This is a genomic window from Altererythrobacter sp. BO-6, assembly GCF_011047315.1.
GTDB lineage: Bacteria > Pseudomonadota > Alphaproteobacteria > Sphingomonadales > Sphingomonadaceae > Erythrobacter.
In genome coordinates this window covers 1,054,644-1,077,370 of record NZ_CP049259.1, presented here as the reverse complement: position 1 = coordinate 1,077,370, position 22,727 = coordinate 1,054,644, and the positions used below count along the sequence as shown (strand labels likewise).

Sequence of the window (22,727 nt, the reverse complement as noted above, 5' to 3'; positions counted from 1 at the left end):
ATGTCCGCCAGCGAAGATCACGAACTGCAAGATGCCCGGTCGCCGGTGCGCACCATCGTCGACCTTGCCAGGCTGGCGGGGGTGTCGCCCGGCACCGTGTCGCGGGCACTGGCTGGGAAATCGCTGGTCAATGCCAAGACGAAAGAACGCATCCAGGCACTGGCGCGCGAGCACGGTTTCCAGCTCAACCAGATGGCCAGCAAGCTGCGCCGCCAGAAGACCGGCGTGATCGGGATCGCCATCCCGCTGGGACATGACAGCCGCCAGCAAATTTCCGACACTTTCTTCATGACGCTGCTCGGCTTCCTGGCCGATGAACTGACCGAGAAGGGCTATGACCTGATGCTGCGCCGGGTCATCCCCGACCGCAACGAGGACTGGCTCGACCAGTTCATCGGCTCCGGCATGATCGACGGACTAATCGTGATCGGCCAGTCCGACCAGTTCGAGCGGATTGAGGACGTGGCCGACGGGTACCTTCCCATGGTCGTCTGGGGAAACCACCAGGAAGGGCAGCGGCACTGTGTGGTTGGTTCCGACAACCGCTTGGGCGGAAAGCTGGCCGCCGAAAGGCTGATTGCTGCCGGAGCCAAGGACCTCGCGTTCCTGGGAGACACGCAGGCGATCGAATTTGCTGCTCGTTTTGCTGGCGCGAAGGAAATCGCCGACCGGATGGGCGTGCCAATTCGCGTGCTCTCGACCCATTTGTCACCTGACAGAATGGGCGCGGAAATTGCACAGCACCTGCAAGTGATCACGGGGGAAGTGGACGGGATATTCGCCGCCACCGATACAATCGCGATTGCTACCTTGAAGGAGTTGCGTGGTCGCAGCGTCTCGGTGCCTCGCGATATGAAGATAGTCGGCTTTGACGATCTGCCGATTTCCAGCCAGACGGTGCCCGCACTCACCACCGTGAGGCAGGAAATCGCCGCCGGCGCGAAGGGCCTGGTAGATCTGCTCATCCGGCGACTTGGCGGCGAGGACACAGAGAGCCTCGTACTGCGCCCGCAACTCGTTATTCGCGAGACGGCTTAGGACTGGCTTAGATTTTCCCCGGCTCCGCCCTGAAGACCGGCTAAGGCGCTTTTCGAGGCGCGCTGCATCTTCGAATGGGCGATTTCGCTAGCTACTGTCCACCCAATCTCAACCGCTAGAGCCCCTACGACTGCTTCCAGAAAGCGGTCATTCCGCTTTCAGGTCATTTACAGGCCACCTCGAACGTCTGAGATTGGGACGCAAAGTGCAGACGAGTTAGTGCTGAACTGTCAGCGCCCTCTGAAAAGTTGTCCTTGATGGTGTGCCATTTGGCACATTGGTCTATTTTGGCCGGAAAATCCCAAAATTGCGTGGGTTGGCTGTCCCCTGCACCGCAACTTTATTTAAGAGCCGGATATATTTGAAAAATGTGGCTCAAGCGAGTTGATGATGCGTCGGCCCCAAGCAGGACTGTAAGGAAATTTTCACTGCCGCCGCGGGGCACGCTGCACGGATCGAGTTAAGGTTGAGGTGCAGCGCATCCACCAAGGGTTCCTCTACAGACGAACAATTGTCTCCGGCTGTCGAACAATGGAGTCGCCGAGGCTCGGCGCTCGTTTTGCCGGGTGTATGCCGGTTTGCAGTGATCTGGGGGCAGGCGCGATAGTCAATCTTTGGAAGTCGGAGGTGAGAGTTTGCTGAGGTCAGGTTTCTTGGCAGCAATTATGGTCGTCTTTCCGCTGCTGGGCGCACTGGCGGCAATGCCTGCGGATCCGCCATTCGAAGGCACGATAGCGCGGACGGCGGCTGAATCGAAGCCGGCATGGCCAAGACAGAACAGCGCGCCGGCAGATGCACCCAACATCGTCATCATCCTGCTCGACGATATCGGTTTTGCCGACACCTCGACCTTTGGCGGCATCGCGGAGACGCCCGCGCTTGACCGGCTTGCTGCGAATGGCCTGCGCTACAACAATTTCAATGTCACCGCGATGTGCTCGCCCACGCGCGCTGCGCTGCTGACCGGGCGCAACCATCATCGTGTGGGCTATGGCATCATCACCGAAGGTGCCAATGGCTATCCAGGATACAATTCCTATTGGAAGGAAAACACTGCATCCGTTGCTGAAGTACTCAAGGGTAATGGGTATCGGACTGCAGCATTCGGCAAATGGCACAACACGCCCGAATGGGAAATCACCAGCGCAGGCCCGTATGATCGCTGGCCCACCGGCCTGGGCTTCGAACATTTTTACGGTTTCATGGGCGCAGAGGACAATCACTGGGAGCCCAGCCGGCTATATCGAGACACCACCGCGATCGAAGGCAATCAGAGCGCCGACAGCGCATATCATCTTACGACCGACATTACCGATCAGGCGATTGGCTGGATCAGGGAGCATAGGTCCTATTCTCCCGACAAACCGTATTTCCTCTATTTCGCCACTGGTGCGGTGCACACTCCGCATCATGCCCCCAAAGACTGGATTGAACGCTATCGCGGCAAATTCGACCATGGCTGGGATGTGTTGCGCCAGGAAATCTTCGATCGGCAAAAGCGCCTTGGCGTAATCCCGCCCGATGCCGAATTGACACCCCGCCCTTCGCGTATTCCCGCATGGGACTCGCTGAGTGAGGACGAACAACGCCTGTTTGCGCGCCAGATGGAAGTCTATGCCGCGTTCGTTGCGCATACCGACTATGAGGTGGGGCGGTTGCTGCAGGAAATCGCGGAAACGCCGGGTGGACGCGAAAACACGCTGGTGTTCTACATCGTCGGCGATAATGGCGCGGTCGGCCGACGGTTGCCGGGCTATGGCGGGGATGCGACGCTTGCTGAGGAATTGGCGCGGATCGACGAGCTGGGCGGCCCGATGGTGCCATTCAACCAGTATCAGGGCGGCTGGGGCTGGATGGGCAACACGCCGTTTCAATACTGGAAAACCGTCGCCTCGCATTTCGGTGGCCTGCGTGCGCCGCTGATCGTTTCCTGGCCGAAAAAGATTGCGGACCAGGGCGGGCTGCGTCAGCAATTCCAGCATGTGACCGACATCGTCCCCACGATCTACGATGTCGTCGGCATCGAGCCGCCCAAGGAAATCGATGGCATTGCCCAGCAGCCGATGGATGGCCGCAGCATCGCCGCGACCTGGGCCAGCGCAGACCTGCCGTCAGCCCATGAAACGCAATATTTCGAGCTCTCGGGCAGTCGCGCGATCTATCACAAGGGCTGGATGGCCTCGGCTTTGAGCGGCTTCATGTCACCCAGCGGCGATCCGGACCGGTGGGAACTCTACCACGTCGCACAAGACTTCAGCCAGGCCCGCAACATCGCGTCAAAGTACCCCGAAAAGCTGGCAGAACTCCAGGCGTTGTTTGACCGCGAGGCGTCGGTGAACGGTGTCTACCCGATCGGCGGCGCGGCATGGGATCCTGGCGCCAAACCATTCGCCATGCGGAATCGAAAGCGTTTCGATTATTACCAGGGTGCAGCCCGCATACCCTGGGCGCAAATCCCCGACTTCACCCGCTCTTTTTCCCTGGAAGCGGTAGTCAGTCTTCCGGACGAAGGGGCACAGGGCGTCCTGGCGACCTTCGGATACCGCAACAAGGGGTTCGCCTGGTTTGTAAAAGATGGCCGATTGCAGTTCGAAAGCCGCGAGGGGGTGCAGAGCGATATCCTGGTCAGCGATCGGCCACTGCCGACCGGGGCCACACGCCTCCGCTTCGAATTCGATTGCGAGACCTGTGAGGGGGCAGGGCGATCGCGCGTCCCCGTTGCCGGCACCGCGCGGATGTGGATCGGAAGCGAACTCGTGGCTCAGCAGCGCCTTGCCAAGGTCGACTTGATCAATAGTGGCGAAGCCTTCGCCTTTTACATGGGGCTCACCGGCGGATCGCGGATTAGCGATGCCTTCGATGCGCCATTCCCGTTCACCGGCCGTCTGGAACGGTTGACCATTGAGGTTGATGGCGGGGCTGGGGCGAAATCTTCGAATTGACGGGTGGGCTATGGAAACAGGCAATGATTTCGGGTTGGGGATGGCAGCATGACCGGCCCCCTGTTGCTGACCGGCGCCAATGGCCGGACTGGACGGGCGATCCTCAAGAGCATGGCCGCGGCCAGTATACCGGTGCGGGTTTTCATTCGCGATGAAGCGAAGGCCGATGCGCTCCTTGACTTGGGCGCCAGCGAAGTCGCGGTGGGCAATCTCGAGGCACCTGAAACGCTGCGGGCAGCGGTCGAAGGGGCAGCCAAGGTGCTGCACATCGGCCCGCCGATGTATGCCGGAGAGCTTGAGGCAAGCCTAGCGCTGATCGATGCCTCGATGAAAGCCGGTGTGGCGCACTTCATCTATTATTCGGTGATGCACCCGCTTTCGCGGATCATCCGCCATCACCGGCTCAAGCTGGAAGTCGAGGAACTGCTCATCAATTCCGGGCTGACCCACACTATCCTCCAGCCATCGCGCTACATGCAGCACCTCGAACCGATCTGGCCCAAAGTTGTGTCCGAAGGCGTGCACGCGATGCCGTTTGACGTGACGCGCAAGTTCAATGTGGTCGATCTTGCCGATCTGGCTGACGCCTGTGCGGTGGTCGCCGGGAGCGATCGGTACAATTTCGGCACCTATGAACTGGCCGGGCCCGAAGCGCTGAGTCAGGAGGACATGGCGGCAATCATTTCGGAAGTAATCGGAAGGCCCGTGGAAGCGCGCGCGGTTCCGATTGACGAGATGAAAGCCAGGGCGCGTGCCGCAGGGGCCAGCGATGATAGGGTCGAGCAAATGGAAATCATGAACCGCCATTACGATGCGCACGGATTTCGTTCGAACTCGGTGGTGCTCGAGTGCCTGCTCGGGCGGCCGGCAAACACCTACCGCTCCTACGTGGAGAGGGTCGCAGCAGAAAAAGGAGCCGCCCTGTGAGTGACAGCCTGTTCGCGATCATCGCTTACGATCGGCCGGGCAGCGATGAGGCAAGGATTACCCATCGCGACGGTCACCTCGCGCATTTCAGGGCGCATGCTGACAGGATTTCAGTCGCCGGGCCCCTGAGCGGATCAGCCTCTGGCTCGTTGGTGATCTACCAGGCGTCGAGCGCACAAGAGGCCCGCGATTTTATAGAGGGCGATCCTTTCCACGCTGCAGGCGTATGGGATCGTATCGAGGTACTTAACTTCAAGGCCGCTTCAGGAAAATGGGCGGGCTGATCCGCGAACGGCGCATGTTCGCCTAGCGAATTGACCGGCCTTCACCGCTACACTTGCGACGCCGCCTCGGCGAGAGTTTGATGGTTTGAAAGCAACCGGATTTGCAAGGCGGTGAAAGATATGTCCGATTTTATGCCCGATGACGGAATTCGCCCAGTCAATACAGGTGAGGTCGGGCAAGCTGGCCATGATCCGCTGCGCCGAGGTTTGCTGGCATCGATGGCCGGGATCGCGGGCATGGCGGTGATGGCGCCGTTGGGCCGGGCTCACGCCCAGGAAGCGGATGAGAAGCCGTCAGCCGGTGCCTACGGCAAAGAGGTATTCAACTCCTACGATCGGCCGCGCTCCTTCCTCAACGGAGAGATGGACAAGGGTACCCCGTGGAAGGCGAAGCAGACGGGCAATTTCGATCTTGAGGATCCCGCGCAGAACCATCTCGTAAGCCTGAAGATGACCAATAACCTCGTCGGCGAGCGGACCTATATCCCGATGCTGGCACGCATGCTGATCGCGCGGCCGGACGAACCGGGGGCATTGGTGCTTGGCATCGCGTCGATGTTTACCTGGCAGCTGCAGGTACCCGATCCTGAGGAATTCGGCGAAACGCCCGAAGGCACCGCAGTCATGCGCTCGATGTATAGCGCGGTCTATCTCGATCCGGTTTCGATGAAGCCGGTTACCGAATTGAAGAACACGCTCACGGGCAAGATGATGGAGCTCGAAGACTACCTCTTCATCGAGAACTTCCTGTCCTTCCCGAACGGCGGATCGCGTTTCATTGCCGAACGTCAGTTTGCCGATGACGACCCCTATGAGCCCAAGCCGAAGAACATCCAGAACTGGGGCGACGAGCTGATCCTGTTTATGGGCGGCATCTACAACCAGCCGGGAATCCACCAGCCGCGCTTTACGGAGAACAACTGGACCTCAAAGCAGGCCGAAGTGATGGATCCGGACGCTGCGCTGATCAAGACGCAATACGCGCTGATGGGCGCCAACAAGGCTTATGAAAAGCCTTGGACAGGCTACACCACCAGCGATCCGGAGATCCTCTGCACTCTCGCACGCGGCAAGAAAGTGCATACCGCGGACGAACTGCCGGACATCCACAAGCAGCTGATCGCCGAGCGTTACCCGGACCGGCTCTGATTACGGCAGCGTGTATATGCAGATCCTGGCGGAGAGTCTGCTCCCCCGCCCGGATTAGAAGTCGCTCAATTCATCGAAGCGCTTCACGCGGGGAGCCTTGTAGCCGGGCTGATCGATATCCAGCGTGCCTTTCTCGCGCTTCTCCATCAATGACTGCATGAACTCGACCGCGTCGATCCGTGTCTCCTTCCATGAGTCCACGTCAAAGATTTCTGGAGTGTACTTTTCGAGGTTGCTCCGGATATCGGCAGGAAGGGCGTCGAAGCCGGAAATGTGCTGCCCATAGGCGCGCACCATTGTGCGCCCTGGCGTATTGCCAAGTTTCAGGTAGGGAGCCCAGCTGACCAGGTTCTGCATATGCATTTCGGCCGGAACATGGGTTTTCTTCTCGTCGAGCACGTCATCGATATTGGCGGAATAGACGAGCATCGAATCCCAGTAATTCTCGGATGCTCCGCCGTATGGTCCCCACTCTTCCGGGCTCAACATTCCAGGCACGCGCAGGCGCGTTAGGGTGGGGATGTAGACACGGTCCCCGATCATCGTGATGTTGAGCGGATCGGGGGCAAAGGTAGCCGCATCCTTGGGCATGTTCGGGCTGTAGGAGCGCGGTACAGGGCCAAGGACGAAATGGGGCAGTTCGATCACTTCATCGGTCAGCGGGTTTTTCCACTCGCTGATCGCTTCGTTGGTGTCGAACTTGGAGTAATAGGCCACCTCGAAATGCTGCACGTCAAAGCTGTTGTCTTTGCCGGGCGACCATCTTTGGATGACATAGTTGTTCATGGTGAAGAAGGGGATCAGGTTCCCCTCGCCAGTGAAACCGAAGACATGGAATTTGAGGAACGCATGGCGCTCCATTTTTTCGGTCGAGCCGAATACCTTCGCGATCAGTCGCGTGCGTGCGACAGGGTCGGCCAGCTGTGTATCAAGCTCGGCCCGCCGCATTTCGAGATCTTCGGCAGATAGTTCGCGAGGGCCCTGGCTGCAGGCTGCGGCAAAAAGACAAGCGGCCAGGATTACCGACCGCTTCATTCCGATCACGAATTTGCCTAAGGTATTCTGCGACATTTCCGAACCCCATCCTGTGTGAAGCTCTGGTCTACATCACACATGGCTGCTCGCGTCACTGACGCGCGGTATGTCCACAGTGCGATAAATCTGCTCGCTGCGCGGCGTGGGATAACCCGTCGACTGTCCGCTTGGCGGTCAATGGGTTGCGCATTCTTGCTGCTGGCAACCGGCAATTCCAGTGAGGGCATTATGACGCAAATCGAAGAGCTCAAATCTGAACTCCGCAAGGCGATTGATGCCTGCAATCCCGACGGGACATATGATGATCCGACATTCGACAAGATCCATGACCTGATCGGGCGCCTCGTTCCCCACACGCCTACGCCCCGCCCGCTAGACAAGCAGGGTTTTGTGGAGGGCCCATGGGGATCGCTTTATGCGCAATTTGGACCCAAGCACACGGCAGGCAAGCCGATCAAGCACGAAACGTCAATGAAGCTGCAGAGCTTCGCGCGCTTTCCCGACATTCCCATCAAGGTTGAGGATATCGAGCAGGAAATCCGGGTCGATGGGCGGCACTACAACAACGTCGTGACCATAATGACACCGGATGAGCAGCACCATGCGACGATGATCGTGTGGGGAAGATACGATATCGCCGAAGAAACGCCGCAGCGCTACGAAGTTGAGTTCTACGCCGTGGAATTGGTGGCGCCCGACGGTGTCAGCGATGAGGATGTGCAGAGGCAGTTCGGGCTCGATCCGGACTTCGCACTGAGGCAGGAACTCAAGCCCCCGCGGCTGCATTCGGATGTAGTCTATTGCGATGACGACATGCGGATCAATTTTGGCAGCATGGGTGGGGTTTATGTGCTGCGCCGGCTCCAATCGCCCGGCAAGTCCGTAAGCTTTGGCTGAGCCGGGGCCAGTGAGCATGGCAATGGTACCCTCGACCGGGAAGGTTGGCTTGATTCCGCAGTTGACCTGGGCCTCCGGATCGTTCGCCACAGGCGCCTTGTTCAACGCGATGGCGTTGTTCGCCTTGTTCTTCATGACGAGCGTTTTGGGAATCGGCCCTGCAGTTGCCGGGACAATCATCCTCCTCGCGCGCGTTTATGACGGGATCATCGACCCGCTGATCGGGGCGATCAGCGACCGGACAAGGCATCGCTGGGGGGCGCGCCGGATTTACCTGCTGATCGGCGCGCTGGGCCTGGGGGCCAGCTTCATCGCCTTCTTCAATCTGTCCGCGATGGGCGTTGCCGGAGCGCAGGCAGGCTTTCTGGTCACGGCAATACTCCTGCTCTATTCGACCGCCTATTCGATCTTCACCATACCCTATCTCGCGATGCCACCGGAGATCGCCCCGGGTTATGACGATCGCACGCGGCTGATGAGCTTTCGTGTGTTCTTCCAGCTTGCTGGTGTAATGGCTGGTTCGGTTGGCGCACCTGCCCTGATCGAGATGAGCGGGGGCGAGCAGGGTGGCTATCAGTTCATGGGCCTGATCCTGGGTATCGCTGCAACTGGCCTTTGCCTGATTGTATTCGTCGGTGCAGCATGGCTGCCGCAATCGGAGCGCCCCCAGAAAACCGACCATGTCGACACGCTGGCCCTGCTTGCCAGCCCGTTTACGGACATGGTCAAAGTGATCGGCAACGCTCCATTCCGGCAACTGACGGTGATCAAGCTTTGCCAGCTTGCCGTCCTCTCGACGGTGTTGGCATGTACACCGTACTTCTTCGGCTTCGTGCTAAAGCTTGGGCCTGCGCAGATCGGGCAGTTTTATGCCGTGTTCGGTATTGCCGGGATTGTCAGTGTACCGCTCTATCGCTGGATTATCGCCAAATTCGGGAAGCGCGAAAGCTATATCGCTTTGATACTTCTGTATGCCGTTGCGCTGGCCTCGTGGATCTTGTGGCATCCCGCTGAAGACAGCTTGTTTCTGTTTGTTAGGGCGGTGCTTATCGGGTCTTTTTCCACGGGCACCTTGCTTTGCGCCTTGGCAATGTTGCCTGACACAATGGAATATGATCGCCTGCAATCGGGCGAAGCGCGCGAAGGCATTATGAGCGGGGTCTGGACGTTCGTCGAAAACCTGGCCGGCGCGCTTGGTCCCTTCATTATCGGCATGCTGCTCCAGGCGAACGGATTGATTCAAAGCCGCGATCCTTTGGTCGAGCAGCCGCAGGCTGTGTTGACTGCGGTGCATTTCGGTGCGTCGATCATTCCCGCGGTATTCTGCGTTATCGCCGTGCCCATCCTGCTGCGATACCGGCTTGATGAAGCGATGCTTGAGCAATTGCGCGCGAAACAAACCTAGCGGAGTCTGCCGGTGAAAATCGCCGATGTCCTTTTCGCACCAGCGAGAGGCGCCTTCTTCTATGACGATCAGGCCGCCATTCGCGCTGGCCGCACGCAGGATGGCATGGCCTATCTCGGCGCGCCCCTGACACCCGGCTTTGTACACGTACGCCAGCCGTCCACCGCGCTTTCCATCGGGCTCATGCTCGACGATGGCACGGTCGTCTGGGGTGACATGGTCAGCGTGCAATATTCGGGTGCCGCCGGGCGCGACCCGCTGTTCGATCCTGCCAGGATCGAAGCTTTGTGCCGCAATGTGCTGGTGCCGAGGCTTGTCGGGCTTGATGCGGCAGAGGGGATTACAAATTGCGGGCAGGCCCTCACGTTTACCGAAACTGGCCGTCTTCCGCTCGCGATCGAATATGGCACAAGTCAGGCGCTGCTCAAGGCAGCGGCGCATGCACAGCGACTAACCCTTGCGGAAACGATCGCAGACTGGCTCGGCTTAGCCCCGCCGACTGAACCTGTGCCGATCTTCGCACAAAGCGGGGACGAACGCCGCAGCAATGTCGACACCATGATCCTCAAGCAGGTCGATGTCTTGCCGCATGGATTGATCAATTCTGCGGAGAAGTTCGGGCCTGATGGCGAAACCTTCAGCGATTATGTGGTTTGGGTTGCGCAGCGGATCGCTGAACTGGGAACGCCCGGTTATCATCCGGTGCTACACTTTGATGTCTATGGCTGGGTAGGGCTGGGCATCGGGACTGAACCGCGCGAGGTCGCCGAGTATATTGCCAGGGTCGCCGGGCGCGTGCCGGATTACACCCTGAACATCGAATGCCCGGTCGATTACGGTGATCGTGCAGCGCAGATCGAGAATTACGCCGCCATCGTCGAACATGTCGATGCATTGGCCGGAAACGCCCAGATCGTTGCCGACGAGCATTGCAACACACTCGAAGATATTGAAGCGTTCATTGCCGCACGGGCCGCACATATCATCCAGATCAAGACCCCCGATGTCGGCAACTTGCTCGACACAGCGCGCGCCATTGTCGCAGCCCGCGAAGCCGGGATCGGCGCGTACAGCGGGGGCACGAGCGCAGAGACCGACGAATCCGCGCGTGCCTGCGTGCACGTCGCTCTTGCCGCACGAGCCAGCATGATGCTGGCCAAGCCCGGCATGGGCGTGAACGAGGGTATAGCCATCGTCGGCAATGAACAGGCGCGCACCCTTGCGACTATTCGCGCGCGGCTAGGGCAGGGGCACTAGCATGCAGGATGACCTCGCAGGTGTGCTCGTCGTATCGCTGGAGCAGGCGGTCGCCGCACCTTATGCGAGTTCGCGGCTAGCGGACGCTGGCGCGCGAGTCATAAAAGTCGAACGGCCCGAAGGCGACTTCGCAAGAAACTACGACACAATGGTCAATGGCGAGAGCGCCTATTTCGTCTGGCTGAACCGAGGCAAGGAATCCTTGTGCATTGATCTGACGGAGAGCGAGGATCGCGCTCTGCTGTTGAGGATGATCGGCAAGGCAGATGTGTTTATCGAGAACCTGAAGCCCGGCACGCTGGCAAAGTTCGGGATCGATCTTGATCGGCTTTGCGAGGAACATGAAGGACTGATCGCCTGTTCCATCTCTGGCTTCGGCGACGAGGGGCCTTTCTCCCGGCTCAAAGCCTACGACTTGATTGTCCAGGGCGAAACCGGCCTGTGTTCAATAACCGGAACTCCTGATGGCCCCGCGAGGGTTGGCGTCTCCGTATGCGATATCGCTGCCGGAATGACGGCCCATGCTGCAATCCTGCAGGCGCTTTATCGGCGTGAGCGCCAGGGCAAGGGTCGGCGAATCCGCGTGTCATTGTTCGACGCTTTGGCTGACTGGATGAATGTGCCGTTCCTGCAATATGCCTATGGCGGGTACGAGAACCAGCGGAGCGGGGTGAATCACCCTTCGATCGCGCCATATGGCGCATTCCCCACCGGTGACGGGAAACAGGTGATCTTCTCGGTGCAGAACCAGCGCGAATGGCGTGCCTTTTGCGAACATGTCATGGGCGATGCCGATCTTGCTGATGCACCCGCCTTTGCCACCAATATGGAGCGGATCGCGAACCGTGCAGCGCTGGAAGACCTTGTCCGAAAGCGTTTCGTCGCGCTCGATATCGAACAGGTGATGGCGCTGCTGGAAGATAGCGGGATCGCCTATGGCCGCCTGAACGGCATCCCCGAGCTGGCCGAACATCCTCACTTGCGCCGCATTACCGTCAAGGCGGAAAGCGGCGAAGTGCATCTGATTGCACCCGGGGCGCTTTACAGCGATCCCGCTTCGACAAGGCTTCCTTCGGTGCCGAAGATTGGCGCAAACTCGACCCCGATCAGGCAGGAATTCGCCGCTGATTGAAGGAATTGCGCTGACGTCTTTCCTTGATCTGTAAACCTCCTTAGACATTTTCCGTGTAGTGCTATAGTTATGCCGACCTATCCAATAGCCTCGCTCGGTGGGGGCAAAAGCAAGGGGACCGCATGGAACGAGGGGTGCCGATCAGATCGATAAGCCGCGGCCTGGCGGTCCTGGCGGCGGTCAATCGTGATGGGCCGATTTCCATGATGGGCATCGCGCGCGCGGCGCAAGTTCCCTACCCAACGGCTTGCCGGATCATCCAGACCTTGCTCCATGAAGGGCTGGTCGAAAAGGAACCGGCTCGCAAAAGATATCGGGTGACCTCGCTGGTCCATACCTTGTCGACCGGTTACCAGGAAGAGGACCAACTCGTTTCCGCCGCCCGGCGACACATCGAAGACTTATGCCATGCGGTCGGCTGGCCGATTTCCATCGCGACGCGTGTCGGCACGCGCATGATGGTGCGCGATTCTACACACAAGATGACCTCGCTGACCTTTTCACACTACTTCCCCGGTTACACCTTGCCGATTGCCGAATGTGCGACCGGGAAGGTGCATTTGGCGTTTTGCGATGAGCAGGAACGTGAGGCGATCCTGGATGGCCTGAAGGCGATCGAGACCGATGCGTCCCAGATGGGACTTGTGCTGATGGGCGACGACTTCATGCTCAACAAGATCCGTCGCGATGGATATGCGCTGCAGATCCGCAACGTTTATAATGCTGATCCCGGCAAGACCTCTTCGATCGCGGTGCCCCTGATGGATCAGAATGATCGATTGATCGGCTCGCTGGCCCTGATCTTCTTTGCCAGTGCGATGAAGGGCGATGAAGCCGTCGAAAAGTATCTTGAGCCCATGCAGCAAACGGCGCAGGCGATCCGCGCATCCCTCGCGCAAGAACATCCAATCAGTTAGCTTTATCGCGGACAAGGCTGGCTGCGTGCTCGCCGGCAAGCCTGCCGAGCGTGGTCGCCGTCAACAAGCCATTTCCCGCCATATATCCATCTGCACCCGGCCCGGAGATGCCACGGGCGGCCCCGCCTCCGGCATAGAGATTGGGCATAATGCCGCCTGATGCTTTGCGCACGCGGGCATGCTGATCGACTTCGAGACCGCCCTGAGTGTGGAACAGGGCCCCGGTCACCTTCACGGCGTAAAAGGGCGCACTAAGCGGAGCCTTGCCTGCAAAGCTGCGGCCAAATTGGTCGCGCTCGCCGCTTGCGATCAGCTCATGGGTTTCAGCAATGCTGGCCTCCAGTCCGGTGGCATCGACACCGATCTTTGCCGCGAGCTCGGTCAGGCTATCGGCTGAATGAAGGCATCCGGCGGACATCGCCTGCTGATAGTCGTCAAACTGCTTCATGATCTCATGCCGCTGTTCGTCATAGATGCTCCATGCGACATGACCGTCTTGTTTGAGCACCTCGACCGCCTGCTCGGAATAGCCGGCCGCTTCATTGGCGAAGCGCTGGCCAGCCCGGTTGACCTGTATGCCTCCTTCGGTGATAAGCGGCCAGAGAATGGGAATGCCATAGCCCGCAGCCAGACCGGCATGGCCCTGATAGGCGCTGAGATCCGCCATCGCTGCCCCGAGTTCCTTACCCCAGGCAATCGCGTGGCCCTTGTTCCCCGGATGGCCGTGGAAGGTCGCATGTTCTAGCTCGGGTATAAGTTCGCGCACCATCGCCTGGTTGCCGGCAAAGCCACAGCAGGCAAGGATAAGCGCCTCGCAGCCGATAACATCGGTTGCGCCGTCGGGATGCGTAGCGGCAACAGCGATCACCCTGTCATCATTATTGACATAGATTGTGTCGACCAGGCTGTTGGTGAGGATATCGACGCCCGCATCCTCGCACGCGCTGGCAAGCGCGCCCATCAGTTCGCCGCCCGATCGGCTCGGCATCCCATGCATCCGCAACGCGCTGTGCCCGGGATAGGTAAAACCTTCGACCAGACTCAGGTCAAGGCCGTGCTTGTCCACCAGCCAGTCGATCGTTGGCCCTGATTCCGCCGCAAGATGTGCGACAAGAGCGGCATCCACCAGCCCCTTGGCCTTGCCGGCGATGTCTTTGGCGAACAATTCGGGGCTGTCGTCAATATCCTTGGCGCGCTGGATCTTGCTGCCTGCGCCGGGTATCAGCCCGGTCGACATGGAAGTCGTACCCATCGGCTGGCTGTCGCGTTCGATCACGACCACATCGACCCCGGCATCGCGCACGGCGAGGGCAGCGCACAGGCCGGTCCCGCCGCCGCCGATAATGACAACCGGGATGTCGATAATGGTATCGACCGAATTGGTCCGGATGACGCTTACCTCGCCCATCAGCATTCGTCTCCAAAGGTCAGGACAGGTTTGATTGTGCGCCCTGCGGCGGCGTCCGCAAACGCTTCGCTGATTTTCTCGAAAGGATAGGTTCGGATCAACCGATCGACCGGCAGGTCACCGGCGGCGTGATGCGCGATCAGCAGCGGCAGAAACGTTTGCGGTACTGCATCGCCTTCGATCACACCGACAATCGTCTTGGTCATGAAATCGAGCCCGCCGGGATGCGAAATCGGTGCGTCGAATGGTCCGGGCAAGGTCAGCACACCAAGCGTCCCGCCGCTATGAATGGCGGCGAGCGATCCTTCGAAAGTCGCTTGTGTGCCGGCAGTGTCCAGCGCCGCCGATGCGCCTCCCTGGGTGATGGATCGCACTTGCGCAACCCAGTCGCTCTCAGCCCCGTCAAGCGCTTGGGTCGCTCCCAAAGCCAGCGCCAATTCGCGGCGCGCAGGCATCAGCTCCACCGCCACGATCGGGTCGCATCCGATAATGCGGCCAGCCATGATCGCCGCGAGGCCTACGGCGCCTGCTCCAATGACCAGCAGAGGGCGCCCTTCCTTCGCGCCGAGCTGGTTGAAAACCGCGCCCGCGCCGGTCTGGATGCCGCAACCGAGCGGGGCCGCGGTGACCATGTCGAGCCCGTCGGGAATGCGGACAAGGTTGCGCTCGGTCGCGATCGCGTGCGTGGCAAAGCTGCTTTGCTGGAAAAAAGCGCCGCTTACTTCGCTGCCGTCAGGTCGGGTAAGAGCCGGTCGGCCAGCCGCCCGCATTCCTTCGATATTGAGCGCAATCCCGTCAAAACAATAGGCAGGATGGCCGCCCTGGCAATTGGCGCATGCGCCGCAGGAACCGAATGTGGCGATCACGCGGTCGCCCTTTTGGAATTTCGTGACGGCAGAGCCTGTCTCTACCACGACGCCCGCACCTTCATGGCCGAACACGCGTGGGCGATCGCCTCCATTGGGCAATGCCGAGATCGGTGTGGCAAATGCCTGCGGCCTTGATCTCGACAACGACTTCGTCGGCTGCCGGATCGTCCAAGAGCAGCGTTTCGATCCTTGGCGAAGCGCCGCCGCCATCGCACACCGCCGCTCTGATTTCGCGAGGCATCAGGCGCTCCCGTGTCGATCCTGGAAGGCTACGATCTCTTCCATCCCGAGCAGGCGCGAGATTTCCTTGAAGTCGAACATCGCGTCGTGTGACGGGTTGGCATTGTCTGCGGCGAGTCCGGCGTAGAATTTTGCCGCTGCGCCAAGGGCAGACAGGGGCGCGCCGGCCGGATAGATCACCAGCCTTGCTCCCAGCTTGGCATATCCAGAAGGCGAAAGGATCGGCGTAAAGCCGCCGTGCGCGGCATTGATCATCAGCGGTTTGGCGAGCGCGCCTGCGGCCTGCGCGATCTCCTCTTCGCTTTCCGGTGCTTCGATGAACAGCACATCGGCACCCGCTTCGGCATAGGCAGCCAGGCGATCAATGGCGGAATTTAGGCCTTCGCTGCGCCTGGCATCGGTGCGCGCGATGATCAGCATCTCGCCGCCCTCGCGCGCTTCCACCGCCACTTGCATGCGCTTCACCATCTCTTGCGACGGCACCGAAGTTGCACGCCCGACATGGCCGCAAATCTTGGGGAAAGGCTGGTCTTCGATCTGCATCGCGGCAATGCCGGCATGCGAATAAAGCTGCACCGCGCGCCGCAAATTGGTTAGGCTGCCAAAACCGGTGTCGGCATCGGCGATGACCGGCACTTTGGCGCGGGCGGCAAAGCGCCCGAAGACGGACGCGAAATCGCTCATTCCCGCAATCCCGACATCGGCTTCGCCAAGTGCCGACGCGGTGCCCCAGTAGCCCGAAGCGTAGAGCGCCTTGTGCCCCGCCGCTTGCGCCAGCAGCAGGCTCATATGGTCATAGATGCCCGGGGCAACGACCACATCTTGCGTATCGAGCATGTGCCGCAATTGTGCCGCTGCGCTTTGTGACGATACTCCGGTCATGCGAAAATTGCCTCGATGTTTGCCAGCACGCTGCGGTCCTCGATGGTCGGCGGGATCTTCGGCTCTTCCCCATCGGCGATTTCGCGGATGGTCTTGCGCAGGATCTTGCCTGAGCGGGTCTTGGGCAGTTTGGGCAGAACATGCACACGCTTGAAAGCGGCGACCGGGCCGATTTGCGCACGCACCGCTGCAACCAGCTCCACCGCAAGCACTTCGGCCGAGACATTTGCGCCTGCCTTCAAAACGACGAAGCCGACCGGGACTTGCCCTTTGAGCGCGTCTGCCATGCCGATAACAGCACACTCCGCGACGGCCGGATGCGCGGCCAGAACCTCTTCCATGGCGGACGATGACAGCCTGTGTCCGGCAACATTCATGACATCGTCGATCCGCGCCATGACATGAAGATAGCCGTCCTCGTCGAAGAAGCCCGCATCTCCAGTCAGATAGTTGCCGGGGAACCGCTCGAGATAGGCCTGCCGGTAGCGCTCGGGGGCGTTCCATAGCGTAGGCGCGAAACCGGGCGGCAGGGGCATGCGGGCAACGATTGCGCCGCTTTCGCCGGGCGCGACGGTTTCGCCTTGTTCGTCGACACAGGCGAGGTTCCAGCCGGGCATCGGTAAGGTTGATGATCCCGGCTTGATTGGCAGTTGTTCTATCCCAAGAGGGTTTGCGGTAATCGCGCTGCCAGTCTCGGTCTGCCACCAATGGTCAACTACTGGGACTTGGAGCAGCCTGGCGGTCCATTCCAGCGTATCGGGGTCGGTCCGCTCGCCCGCCAGGAACACGGCCTTGAGGTTGGCCAGGTCATGTCCATCGGCCAGCGCGCCCTGCGGGTCGATCTGCTTGATGGCGCGCAGCGCCGTGGGCGCGGTGAAAAAGCTGCGCACGCGGTGCTTTGCCATGATCCGCCAGAAGATGCCTGCATCAGGCGTGCCGACCGGCTTGCCTTCGAAGATAACGCTCGGATTGCGGTGCAGCAGCGGCGCATAGCAGATGTAGCTATGGCCCACGACCCAGCCGACATCGCTGGCGGCCCAGAACGCCTCGCCCGGTGGGCAGCTGTAGATGCCGTCCATGCTCCAGTTGAGTGTGACGAGGTGCCCGCCGGTATCGCGCACAATGCCCTTGGGCTGGCCGGTCGTGCCCGAGGTATAAAGGATATAGAGCGGATCGGTTGCGGCGACCGGAACGCATTCCACGGCCTTTGCCTTGCTGAGCAATTCGGCCCAGTCATGGTCCGCATCCGCTGAAAGATCGGCAATTTGCTCGTCGCGTTGCCAATAGACGGTTGCTACGGGCGAGTGCCGCGCGATCGCATAGGCATCGCGCAGGATCGGCTGGTAGGGCAGCACTTTCGCGCCTTCGATCCCGCAGCTTGCGGCAAGCACCACTTTGGGTTCTGCATCGTCGATCCGGCTTGCGAGTTCTGGCGCGGCAAATCCGCCGAACACGACCGAATGGATCGCGCCGATCCGCGCGCAGGCGAGCATGGCAATCACGGCCTCGGGCGAATTGGGCATGTAGATCAGCACTTTCGATCGCCTTTTCCAACACCCAGCGATCGAAGTGCTCCGCCAACTCGCGAAGTTGCTTCCTGCAAGGCAGCGTAGGTAAGCTGGCGAGAAGTACTTGTGACGGGGCTTTCGTAAATCAGCGCGATATCGTCGCCATGGCCCGCCTCGACATGGCGATCGACGCAATTGTAGCAGGCGTTGATTTCGCCGCCGACGAACCAGCGCGGAATTGCGTCAGACGCATGATCCAGCACCTTGTCCCAGCGTTTGAACCAATCGAGTGCCTCGGCCTGCTCTGCCCAGAAGGATTCAGGCGCTTCGATCGACCGGCGATAGACGTCAGAATATCGGGACGTTTTTGGCATGATGGCAGTCCTTTTAAGAACTCTCTTGGGACGGTGCTCTTGCCCGCTGCGCACTATCCATTGGGCGGATAATGAGACGAGGACCTTTCGAGATGCTTGGTTGGTCTGATATTTGGTCGAATATGACGATGTTGCGAATGCGCGAAAGACCAGAGACTGCACTATGAATGAGCAAGGCAAGACCGCAGCGGTGCCGGCCCAGCTGGGTGAGGAGATCGGCGGTCCGGGCAAGGCCTATTTCGACAATGTCGTGCTCGACAATATACTTGACGCTTTGCTTGAGCTGTCAGCCGCAACCTGGACATTCCATGACCGGGTCAATGTGCTGGAAAAGGTGCTGGAAAAGCATGGCCTTAACGTCAGCGAGGAAATCGAGCAGCACCTGCCCGACGAAGCGGAAATCGCTGCGCGCGCGGGAAGAGCGCGCGGCCATGGTGCAGCGTGTGTTCGGAAGTTTTGTCCGTCGGCCCGTGGCCGGCGTATCGATGCCTACAGGAGATCAGTCATGAGCCGCGGCCAGATTGGCGTTCTGCCTCGCCCAACCACGCTTGCCGATGAAAGCTATCTGGAATTCATCACCAGCTTTCGCCGCCTTGCGATCCAGGAGATGTTCCCGAAGGTGGCGGAGCATGGCGAAGCTGCACTTGCGAAGGCGCTGGACAAGGGCGAGGTTGAGCAGCCCGCGGAGGGGGAAGCGATCAAGCTGAGCGAGATCCGCAAGGTCTTCGGCCAGAATCCCGTCACGCCGACTTTCCAGCGTTTCGTCCGCACCCAGCAGGAAATGATGTGGCGCCGCACGCGTGAAAGCTTCTATCGCGATATCGATGCCGTGATGGCCTACATGGACGAAGCCGAAGCCAGGCATCCAGAGCGCATCCATATCGATCCCGATTTCGTGGAGCCTGACTACACCCGCCGGGAAATCCACTGCCAGCCAGGCGGCTATACCGACGATCCGATGGGCGGGATCGTGTTCCACTATGGCACCAAGGTTTTCTATGAAGGCTTCAACGACCAGGACGAGCTCCACATCGAGCTAGCCGAAAAAGCGACCCGGCCGGCTGACGGAAAGGTCGAACGCATTCTCGATATCGGTTGTTCGATCGGACAAGCCACAACTGTGTTGAAGGATTTGTATCCAGAGGCCGAGGTCTGGGGCCTCGATGTAGGCAAGCCGATGATCCGCTATGCCCATGCCCGCGCGGTCGAACACGGCAAGGAAGTGCATTTCAAGCAGGCATTGGCGGAGGAGACCGGCTTCGCAGATGGCTCGTTCGACATGGTGCTAAGCTACATCCTGTTTCACGAAGTCCCGGTGCCGAAGATGAGGGAAATCATTGCGGAAACCTTCCGCGTGCTCCGCCCGGGCGGGGTATTCACGATTTACGAATTTCCCAGCAACGACAAGAATCAGGTCAGCGCTTCGACCCGCTTCCTGGTCGACTATGACAGCAAGAACAATTGCGAGCCCTATTCGCCGGCTTTCGTTGCCAGCGACTTCCGCGGCATCATCGAAGAAGCCGGCTTTATGGTCGAGCAGGGGCCTGGGCTGACCAATGGCTTTCTGCAATCGCTGGTCGCGCGCAAGCCCGGCTGAATTTCATCGGGGCAATAATCGCAGGGGGAGGGCGCGCGCGGAGCGATCCGCGCGCGCTTTTCTGTCAGGCCAGTTCGACTGTTGAAGGATCGTAAGAGAAGATGCCCAGGGCGTCTTCGTTCTTCGGCGGGTTGTCGCGCAGGACGTAGGGATCAAGTGCCTGCAACCGGTCACCGCCAAGGTTGCTTTCTGCCTGCAGAAAGGCCGCGCGTTCGACCCGCGCCCGCTCATAGAATGACAAGGCGTCGACTGGGTCCTTGCATGCGGCAAAGCACCGGCCCAGCACCACAGCGTCTTCAATCGCCGACGAAGCGCCCTGGCCCATATACGGCAGCATCGGATGCGCGGCATCGCCAAGTAGGCCGATTCGGCCCTTGACCCATTGCTTGAGCGGCTCGCGGATGAACAAGCCCCAGCGATAAAGATCGTCTTCGCCGATCGCGGCGATCACTTCGGTGACATAGGGCGCCCAACCTTCGAACAGCGCGGCGAGTTCGGCAGGCTTGGCCTTGGCATTCCAGCTTTCCTCGACCCAGCCGCTGGCCCGGGTAAGCGCGACCATGTTGACCAGCTCGGTGCCGCGGATCGGATAAGTCACCAGGTTCTGGCCCGCGCCGATGTGATTGATGTTGCTGCGCTCCGTTGCGCGCGGGCTCAGGCGGTTGCCCGGGATCAGCGCACGCCACGCCACATGCCCGCTGAATTTTGGGTCGGGCGTATCGAACAGGATGTCACGCACGACCGACCGCAGGCCATCCACTCCGATTACGATGTCGGCCTCCGCCGAGCTGTTGTCGTCAAAGCCCAGCAGTATATGGTCTTTGCGCTGCTCGAGCGTCTTCAGCGACTTGCCCATCCGGCAGTTCCGGGTGCCGAACGCCTTGACCAGCGCATCGAGCATGTCCGCGCGGTGGATCTGGTAGTAGGAGCCGCCATAGGTTTCGCGGCAGTCGCGGCGGTCAAAGCGCTGCAGTTGCTCGCCTGTTTGCCCGTGCAGGATGAACTGGTCGAGCGGTTCGTTGCAGGTCGCGCGCAGGAAATCGGCAAAGCCCAGGCTTTCCAGCCCCTTGACCGCGTTGGGGCTGATGGAAAGGCCCGCCCCCACTTCACCGAATTGAGGTGCGCGTTCATAGACCAGCGGTTCGTACCCCGCCTTCTGTAGCGCGATCCCGGCGGTAAGTCCGCCGATCCCCCCTCCGACAATGGCGATCCTTGTCACAGGCCAAGCGCTCCGGGATTGAGGATGCCATGCGGATCGAGCCGCCGCTTGAGGTCTTTCATGAGTGCACTTGCCTCGCCTTCGCGGGCTTCCGCATAGGGATAGAGGCGCCCGATCTGGAAATGGGTGCTGCCGTGCTCGCGCATGAGCTGCACGATCTCGCCAACCAGATCGCGAACAAGCGCGCGACCCGCTTCATTTGCTGGATAGTTCTGTGCCACGCCTTCAAGATAGGCCGGATTGCGCCGTTCGTGATACAGCATGCGGTCGTCCGGCCAGTAGAATACGGGCTCATAGAGCGTGCCGATTCCGGCAATGCCGGCGAAGAATTCCGCAACGGTCACATCGCAGGCTGCCATCTGTTCATGCCGTCTTGCCTTCAGCGCCAGATAGTCGCGATGAAATTGCTTGATCCGCGACTCCGCGATCACGCCATGGATCGGCAGCATCCTGCGGCCATCTGGGTGCGTTACCGGAAGCTCTGGGAACGGTATGGCCCGGATCGATAGCGGCACCGTGTTGACGATTTCCTTCCCGCCTTTCGCGAGTTGTTTGATCGCCTTGAGGCGGCTGCGCATCTCGTCCCGGTCGCGCGCTTCGACCACGAAATGAGCCGTGTAGGCCGCGCCGTCGAGGAAGCGCCTGCCAGCCATGGCAATGCGCGCAACCCGGCTGACTGCTGCGGTAAGACTGCCAGCCGCAAGGCCTATGCGCCACGCTGCTTTGGCATCCCTGACAAGGTCGGGTGGCCCTGCGTTCTGCCGGGCCACATCTGCATCCATCGCCAGCAATTCGCTCGCCAGCCGTCGCAATCGCACTTCGCGCAGCATGTCAGACATCAGGTCGAAGCCATTGAACGCGAACGACAGGCCGTTGACCAGTTCGGGTCTAGGTTCGATTTCGAGCGTCGCAGCGGTCTTGATTCCCAGCGCGCCGGCATCATTGGCAAAGATCCCGGTCAGGTCGGGTCCGAAATGGCGATTGAACGGGCCGGTCCCCGCGCTGCCGTCAGAGCCGGTGAGGAGAACGCTTCCGGTGCCGGAAACGATCTCGAAGCTTTTGACCGCATTGGCTGAGGCGCCCGTCACTCCCGAACCGAAGGTGACCGATCCCTGGCTCAAAGAGCCGCCGATTGTGGCCGTGCGACCTGACATCGGCCCCCAGAATCGCGCACGCATACCATGCTTGGCGAGCGCATCGTCCAGCGCAGCCCAGGTGCATCCGGCCTCAACCGTGACGTTCCCGTCTTCGAGGTTGATTTGGCGGATCTGCGCGAGCCTGGCGAAGTCGAGTATCACGCTGCGACCGTCTTGAGGCTGGAAGGCCTCTGTATAGCTCATGCCTCCGCCGCGCGGGCAAATCGCTACCCTGTGTTGCACGCACCATTCGACCAGCGAAGCAACTTGCGCGGTGGAAGAGGGCGAAACCACGGCCAGCGGCAAGATCCCCTCGAAAAACAGATCCTGGCTGGCGAAGCGCCGCTCGTTCTCGCGTGTTTCGACGGCCTCCTCACCGAGCTCAGCGACCAGCCCGGCGAGCGGAACGATCGCATCGTCAGCATTATCGACATTGGAACCGAAGGCAGAGGTCATCAATGCAAATTTGTATGCGAAACTACCTTGCTCGCGAGGGTCGGCAGGGCCTTGT

At 60.2% G+C, this 22,727-nt stretch carries 20 protein-coding genes; 11 read left to right on the top strand and 9 right to left on the bottom strand.

Translation table 11 applies throughout. The annotated features are described in order from the left end of the window. The 5 genes from G6N82_RS05235 (at position 1) to G6N82_RS05215 (ending at position 6,340) form a co-directional block, all read left to right on the top strand. Positions 1-1,038, top strand: a complete 1,038-nt coding sequence (locus tag G6N82_RS05235; RefSeq protein WP_165194435.1) for a substrate-binding domain-containing protein — start codon at positions 1-3, stop codon at positions 1,036-1,038. Between the two features lie 665 nt (positions 1,039-1,703). After that, positions 1,704-3,980 carry an arylsulfatase gene (locus G6N82_RS05230; RefSeq protein ID WP_206520298.1) on the top strand — a complete coding sequence of 759 codons (2,277 nt, stop codon included), beginning with the start codon at positions 1,704-1,706 and terminating at the stop codon, positions 3,978-3,980. Between the two features lie 48 nt (positions 3,981-4,028). Beyond that, positions 4,029-4,907 (top strand): NmrA family NAD(P)-binding protein, encoded by an 879-nt coding sequence (locus tag G6N82_RS05225; RefSeq protein WP_165194431.1) that lies wholly within the window; start codon positions 4,029-4,031, stop codon positions 4,905-4,907. After that, entirely contained in the window at positions 4,904-5,191 is a 288-nt protein-coding gene (locus tag G6N82_RS05220) for a YciI family protein (RefSeq protein WP_165194429.1), read from the top strand. Before G6N82_RS05225 ends, G6N82_RS05220 begins: the two co-directional genes overlap by 4 nt. Before the next feature lie 120 nt (positions 5,192-5,311). After that, complete coding sequence (locus tag G6N82_RS05215) at positions 5,312-6,340, top strand: hypothetical protein (RefSeq protein WP_165194427.1); 1,029 nt, start codon at positions 5,312-5,314, stop codon at positions 6,338-6,340. A gap of 54 nt (positions 6,341-6,394) precedes the next feature. On the opposite strand, the gene G6N82_RS05210 is transcribed toward G6N82_RS05215, so the two are convergent. Then, complete coding sequence (locus G6N82_RS05210) at positions 6,395-7,411, bottom strand: DUF1838 family protein (protein ID WP_165194425.1); 1,017 nt, start codon at positions 7,409-7,411, stop codon at positions 6,395-6,397. 192 nt (positions 7,412-7,603) lie between these two features. On the opposite strand from G6N82_RS05210, the gene G6N82_RS05205 reads away from it, so the two are divergent. The 5 genes from G6N82_RS05205 to G6N82_RS05185 all read left to right on the top strand — a co-directional run bounded on the left by G6N82_RS05205 (position 7,604) and on the right by G6N82_RS05185 (position 12,983). Continuing rightward, positions 7,604-8,272 (top strand): PAP/fibrillin family protein, encoded by a 669-nt coding sequence (locus tag G6N82_RS05205; RefSeq protein WP_165194423.1) that lies wholly within the window; start codon positions 7,604-7,606, stop codon positions 8,270-8,272. A 16-nt stretch (positions 8,273-8,288) separates the two neighbouring features. Beyond that, a complete protein-coding gene (locus G6N82_RS05200; protein WP_165194421.1) occupies positions 8,289-9,677 on the top strand; it encodes an MFS transporter in 1,389 nt (462 codons plus the stop codon). Positions 9,678-9,689: 12 nt separating this feature from the next. After that, on the top strand, positions 9,690-10,934 hold the full coding sequence (locus tag G6N82_RS05195; RefSeq protein WP_165194419.1) for a methylaspartate ammonia-lyase: 1,245 nt from the start codon (positions 9,690-9,692) through the stop codon (positions 10,932-10,934). 1 nt (position 10,935) lies between these two features. Continuing rightward, positions 10,936-12,066, top strand: coding sequence for a CaiB/BaiF CoA-transferase family protein (locus G6N82_RS05190; RefSeq protein WP_165194417.1), 1,131 nt, complete (start codon positions 10,936-10,938; stop codon positions 12,064-12,066). A gap of 122 nt (positions 12,067-12,188) precedes the next feature. Beyond that, entirely contained in the window at positions 12,189-12,983 is a 795-nt protein-coding gene (locus G6N82_RS05185; protein WP_165194415.1) for an IclR family transcriptional regulator C-terminal domain-containing protein, read from the top strand. Here G6N82_RS05185 and G6N82_RS05180 read toward each other — a convergent pair. From G6N82_RS05180 to G6N82_RS15165, 6 genes are read right to left on the bottom strand one after another with little or no spacing between them, the layout of a single operon-like run. Then, on the bottom strand, positions 12,976-14,391 hold the full coding sequence (locus G6N82_RS05180) for an FAD-dependent oxidoreductase (protein ID WP_165194413.1): 1,416 nt from the start codon (positions 14,389-14,391) through the stop codon (positions 12,976-12,978). The genes G6N82_RS05185 and G6N82_RS05180 overlap by 8 nt on opposite strands. Then, positions 14,391-15,332: a zinc-binding dehydrogenase gene (locus tag G6N82_RS05175; RefSeq protein ID WP_165194410.1), complete on the bottom strand. Its 942-nt coding sequence runs from the start codon at positions 15,330-15,332 to the stop codon at positions 14,391-14,393. Before G6N82_RS05175 ends, G6N82_RS05180 begins: the two co-directional genes overlap by 1 nt. Continuing rightward, entirely contained in the window at positions 15,319-15,501 is a 183-nt protein-coding gene (locus G6N82_RS05170) for an alcohol dehydrogenase catalytic domain-containing protein (protein WP_165194408.1), read from the bottom strand. The genes G6N82_RS05175 and G6N82_RS05170 overlap by 14 nt, the downstream gene beginning before the upstream one ends. Beyond that, positions 15,501-16,382: an isocitrate lyase/PEP mutase family protein gene (locus G6N82_RS05165; RefSeq protein WP_165194405.1), complete on the bottom strand. Its 882-nt coding sequence runs from the start codon at positions 16,380-16,382 to the stop codon at positions 15,501-15,503. Before G6N82_RS05165 ends, G6N82_RS05170 begins: the two co-directional genes overlap by 1 nt. Beyond that, on the bottom strand, positions 16,379-17,917 hold the full coding sequence (locus tag G6N82_RS05160; RefSeq protein ID WP_277601961.1) for an AMP-binding protein: 1,539 nt from the start codon (positions 17,915-17,917) through the stop codon (positions 16,379-16,381). Before G6N82_RS05160 ends, G6N82_RS05165 begins: the two co-directional genes overlap by 4 nt. After that, a complete protein-coding gene (locus tag G6N82_RS15165) occupies positions 17,911-18,264 on the bottom strand; it encodes an acetyl-coenzyme A synthetase N-terminal domain-containing protein (RefSeq protein ID WP_277601960.1) in 354 nt (117 codons plus the stop codon). Before G6N82_RS15165 ends, G6N82_RS05160 begins: the two co-directional genes overlap by 7 nt. Before the next feature lie 163 nt (positions 18,265-18,427). Between G6N82_RS15165 and G6N82_RS05155 the strand changes: the two genes are divergently transcribed. After that, positions 18,428-19,861, top strand: a complete 1,434-nt coding sequence (locus G6N82_RS05155) for a class I SAM-dependent methyltransferase (protein ID WP_165194403.1) — start codon at positions 18,428-18,430, stop codon at positions 19,859-19,861. A 64-nt stretch (positions 19,862-19,925) separates the two neighbouring features. Here the strand turns inward: G6N82_RS05155 and G6N82_RS05150 are convergent, their stop codons facing one another. Both G6N82_RS05150 and G6N82_RS05145 read right to left on the bottom strand, forming a co-directional pair. After that, positions 19,926-21,080: an FAD-dependent monooxygenase gene (locus tag G6N82_RS05150; protein WP_165194401.1), complete on the bottom strand. Its 1,155-nt coding sequence runs from the start codon at positions 21,078-21,080 to the stop codon at positions 19,926-19,928. Continuing rightward, complete coding sequence (locus tag G6N82_RS05145; RefSeq protein WP_165194399.1) at positions 21,077-22,672, bottom strand: FAD-binding oxidoreductase; 1,596 nt, start codon at positions 22,670-22,672, stop codon at positions 21,077-21,079. Before G6N82_RS05145 ends, G6N82_RS05150 begins: the two co-directional genes overlap by 4 nt. Positions 22,673-22,727 lie beyond the last annotated feature (55 nt).